A 4,309-nucleotide genomic window follows, 5' to 3' on the forward strand; every position below is an offset into this window, starting at 1 on the left:
GCTGCAGACCGCCGAGCAAGTGGCCAAGCGCTACAACATCGGCCGCGAAGCCATGGACGAGTACGGTGCAGGCAGCCAGCAAAAGGCCTGTGCCGCTCAGGCCAACGGCTTGTTCGATGCAGAAATCGCCCCCATCACCGTGACGGCCGGTGTGGCTGACAAGACGCTGGGCCTGATCACCAAGCAAGTGACGGTGAGCAAGGACGAAGGCACGCGTGAAGGCACGACGGTGGAGGCCATCAGTGGCCTGCGGTCGGCACTGCCCGGTGGCCTGATCTCGGCCGGCAATGCCAGCCAGTTCTCTGATGGCGCCGGTGCCTGCGTGATCACCAGCGAAGAGTACGCCAGCAAGAAGGGCCTCAAGCCCCTGGGTCGTTTCCTCGGCTTTGCAGTGGCCGGTTGCGAGCCTGACGAAATGGGCATCGGCCCTGTGTTTGCCGTGCCCAAGGTGCTGAAGAAGCTGGGCCTCACGGTGCAGGACATCGACCTGTGGGAGCTGAACGAAGCCTTCGCCGTGCAGGTGCTGTACTGCCGCGACAAGCTGGGCATCCCGGCGGACCGTCTGAACGTGAACGGCGGCGCCATCGCCCTGGGCCACCCCTACGGTGTGTCGGGCCAGCGCCTCACGGGCCACGCCCTCATCGAAGGCAAGCGCCGTGGCGCCAAGAAAGTGTGCGTGACGATGTGCATCGGCGGCGGCATGGGCGCTGCGGGCATTTTCGAGGTGCTGTAAGCCATGTCCGGGCAGGCCTCGTCGCCACCGCGCACCGACATCCCCGATGTCGTGGTGCCGCCCGAGGTCTTCCTGGCCATGGGGCGTGAGGTACTGGCATCGCAGCCGTTCAGCATCCTGGTGGGGGCGCGGCTGCATGCCTTGTCCCCTGGGCACTGCGAGCTGCACCTGCCCATCACGCCCCAGTTGCTGCAACAGCATGGTTTTGTGCACGGGGGCGTGCTGAGCTATGTGGCCGACAACGCCCTGACCTACGCGGGAGGCACCGCGATGCGGGTGCCCGTGGTCACCTCCGAGTTCAAGATCAACTACCTGCGCCCTGCGGTAGGCGAACTGCTCATCGCCCGTGCGCAGGCGGTGCACCATGGCCGCGCGCAGGCGGTGTGCCGCTGCGATGTGTTGGTGGTGCAGGCAGGCACCGAAAAGCTGTGCGCCGTGGCGCAAGGCACCATCGCCGCACTGCCACCGCGCGATGGCGCAGCGCCGGCCCCCGCTGGCGCCTGATGGTGGCAAGGGATGGGAGCATGTTCCTCCTCACTCCTGCGCCGTTTACTCCTTATTTGATAGCTGCTGGCGCATGATTTATCTGCGCCTGGGGCCGTTTTAACCCTGAAATGCCATGAGCCTACGTCCCACCGTCGATTTCCTGCTCTACCAGTGGCTGAACGCCGAGAAGCTGCAAGCCCGCGAGCGCTTTGCAGACCACTCSCGCGARACCTTCGAYGCSGTGCTCGACACCTSSGAGCGCATYGCGCGCGAGAAGTACGCGCCCTTCAACCGCGTGGTGGACACCGAAGAACCCCGCACCGAGACCGAGCCCGACGGCACGCTGCGCGTGGTGCTGCCGCAGGCCACCTACGAAGCACGGCGCGCCTACGCCGAGTCGGGCCTGCTGAGCGCCGCGCAGGACTACGACATTGGCGGCATGCAGTTGCCCTACACGGTGGAGGCGGCGGCCAACAGCTTTTTCGCGGCCGCCTCGATCAGCATTGGGTCCAACCTGCTGACCTCGGGCAACGCCAACCTGCTCATGGTGCATGGCACCGATCTGCAAAAGCAGGTGTTTGCGCTCAATGAATTCAACGGCCGCTGGTCGGGCACCATGTGCCTGTCGGAGCCACAGGCGGGCTCGTCCCTGTCCGACGTGGCCACACGCGCCGTGCCGGATGGCGAGGGCTTTGAGAGCGACCCGCTCGGTCCCCGCTACCGCCTCAAGGGCAACAAGATGTGGATCAGCTCGGGCGACCATGAGCTGACCGAAAACATCGTGCACCTGGTGCTGGCCAAGATCCCGGGGCCAGACGGCAAGCTGGTGCCCGGCACCAAGGGCATCTCGCTGTTCATCGTGCCCAAGAAGCTGGTGGACACCAACGGCCAGCTGACCGGCGTGCGCAACGACGTGGCGCTSGCSGGCCTSAACCACAAGCTSGGCTGGCGYGGCACCACCAACACGCTGCTGAACTTYGGCGAGGGCAAGTACCCCGTGGRYGGCMAGGCRGGYGCGGTGGGYTACCTGGTCGGCSAGCCCGGCAAGGGCCTGCACTGCATGTTCCACATGATGAACGAGGCGCGCATYGGCRTCGGCAYGGCCGCCACCATGCTGGGCMTGGCCGGCTACTACGCCAGCCTGGACTACGCCAAGAACCGACCCCAGGGCCGGCCCGTGCAGGGCCCCAAGGACGGCGCGGCTGCCGTGGTCAAGGACGCCGCCCAGCCCCAGGTGCGCATCGTGGAGCACGCAGACGTCAAGCGCATGCTGCTGGCGCAAAAGTCGTACGGCGAGGGCGCCTTGGCGCTCAACCTGTTCTGCGCTCGGCTGGTGGACGAGCAACACACGGGCGATGCCGCTGCGGCCGACGAAGCCCGCCTGCTGCTGGAAGTGCTGACCCCCATCGCCAAGAGCTGGCCCAGCGAATGGTGCCTGGAGGCCAACAGCCTGGCCATCCAGATCCACGGCGGCTACGGCTACACGCGCGACTTCCCGGTGGAGCAGTACTGGCGCGACAACCGCCTGAACATGATCCACGAAGGCACCCACGGCATCCAGGCCATGGACCTGCTGGGTCGCAAGGTGCTGATGGAAGGCGGTCGTGGCCTGCAACTGCTGGCCGGGTGCATCAACGCCACCATCGAGCGCGCCATCCAGGTGCCCGCGCTGGCTGCCCACGCCAACGCGCTGGGCAAGGCGCTGCAGGACGTGGGCGCTGCCACCAAGGCCGCCTGGGCCACGGGCCAACCCGCTGATGCGCTGTCCAACGCCGTGCCCTACATGCAGGCCTTTGGCCACACGGTGCTGGCCTGGGTGTGGCTGGACGTGGCGCTGGCCACGCTGGCGGCCGATGCCGCGCTGGCGCAGCCCGCCAGCGTGGGCCGCATGGGCGCCATGCGCTTTTTCTTCCATTACGAGCTGCCCAAGATCGGCGCCTGGCTGCAAGTGGTCAGTGCACGCGACGCGACCTGCGCCAGCTTTCCTGAAGAGGCGTTCTGATGGCCGCCGCGCACACCCTGCAGCGCTTGCACAAAATCATCTGGGCTCTGATCTACGGCGGCCTGCTCACGCTGGTGCTGGGCATTGCCACCGCCCGCACCGATGCGGCCACGGGCTGGGTGCTGATGGTGGGCGGGGGCTTGGTGGCTGCCGTGGGCGTGGTGCTGATCGCCGTGCGGGCGCGGCTCAAGGACGACCCCCAGGGCTGACGCTGCGGCACCGCTGCAGCCACCTGGCGGGCCCACTGCGGAGCGGACGCGGCGGCGACACAATGCAGCCTTCTGGCGCCGCACAATGGCTGCCTGTATTCCACCCCCTGGCTGGCGCATTCCAGCGCCGGGCTGTGGTCCGAGAACATCCATCGACTGGCAAAAATCCAAGGAGACATTCACATGACACGCACCATCCAACAACTGTTTGACCTGACGGGCAAGACCGCCCTGGTGACCGGCGGCTCGCGCGGCCTGGGCCTGCAACTGGCCCACGCGCTGGGCGAGGCGGGCGCCAAGATCGTGCTCAGCTCGCGCAAGGCGTCTGACCTGGAAGAAGCCACGGCCGACCTGCAGGCCGTAGGCATCGACGCGCGCTGGATTGCTGCCGACTGCGCCAAGGAAGAAGACATCCGCCGCCTGGCCGACGAGACCTTGCAGCGCCTGGGCCATGTGGACATCCTGGTCAACAACGCGGGCGCGGCCTGGGGCTCTCCGGCTGAAGACCACCCCGTGGAGGCCTGGGACAAGGTGATGAACCTCAACGTGCGTGGGTACTTCATCCTGAGCCAGCACATCGCCAAGCACAGCATGATCGGCCGCCGCAGCGGCAGCATCATCAATGTGGCGTCCATCGCCGGCCTGGGCGGCAACCCCAAGGGCATGAACACCATTGCTTACAACACCTCCAAGGGTGCGGTGATCAACTTCACACGGGCGCTGGCGGCCGAATGGGGGGCCTACAACATCCGCGTCAACGCGATCTGCCCGGGCTTCTTCCCGAGCAAGATGACGGTGGGCACACTGAAGGCCATGGGCGAAGAAGCGCTGGCTGCCCACGCCCCTCTGGGCCGCCTGGGCGATGATGAAGACCTGAAG

Annotated in this window: 5 protein-coding genes; all 5 read left to right on the plus strand. The window is 66.8% G+C overall.

The window, feature by feature from the left end; translation table 11 throughout:
* A partial coding sequence (locus AC04MI_RS23765) for an acetyl-CoA C-acyltransferase (protein WP_476498880.1) occupies nucleotides 1-733 on the plus strand: 733 nt, incomplete at its 5' end.
* Between the two features lie 3 nt (nucleotides 734-736).
* The gene (locus AC04MI_RS23770) at nucleotides 737-1,237 is read left to right on the plus strand and encodes a PaaI family thioesterase (RefSeq protein WP_436077169.1); all 501 of its coding nucleotides are present in this window, start codon (nucleotides 737-739) and stop codon (nucleotides 1,235-1,237) included.
* Nucleotides 1,238-1,352: 115 nt separating this feature from the next.
* On the plus strand, nucleotides 1,353-3,221 hold the full coding sequence (locus AC04MI_RS23775; RefSeq protein ID WP_476498881.1) for an acyl-CoA dehydrogenase: 1,869 nt from the start codon (nucleotides 1,353-1,355) through the stop codon (nucleotides 3,219-3,221).
* Nucleotides 3,221-3,430 (plus strand): hypothetical protein, encoded by a 210-nt coding sequence (locus AC04MI_RS23780; protein WP_099730442.1) that lies wholly within the window; start codon nucleotides 3,221-3,223, stop codon nucleotides 3,428-3,430. Before AC04MI_RS23775 ends, AC04MI_RS23780 begins: the two co-directional genes overlap by 1 nt.
* A gap of 183 nt (nucleotides 3,431-3,613) precedes the next feature.
* Nucleotides 3,614-4,309, plus strand: a 696-nt coding sequence (locus tag AC04MI_RS23785; protein WP_476498882.1) for an SDR family oxidoreductase, incomplete at its 3' end; no start/stop codon positions are given.

The organism is Acidovorax sp. LjRoot204, assembly GCF_056175785.1.

Excerpts from the sequence above, each read along its gene's own strand:
- AC04MI_RS23770 (WP_436077169.1), top strand. The coding sequence starts at position 737 with ATGTCCGGGCAGGCCTCGTCGCCACCGCGCACCGACATCCCCGATGTC.
- AC04MI_RS23780 (WP_099730442.1), top strand. The coding sequence starts at position 3,221 with ATGGCCGCCGCGCACACCCTGCAGCGCTTGCACAAAATCATCTGGGCT.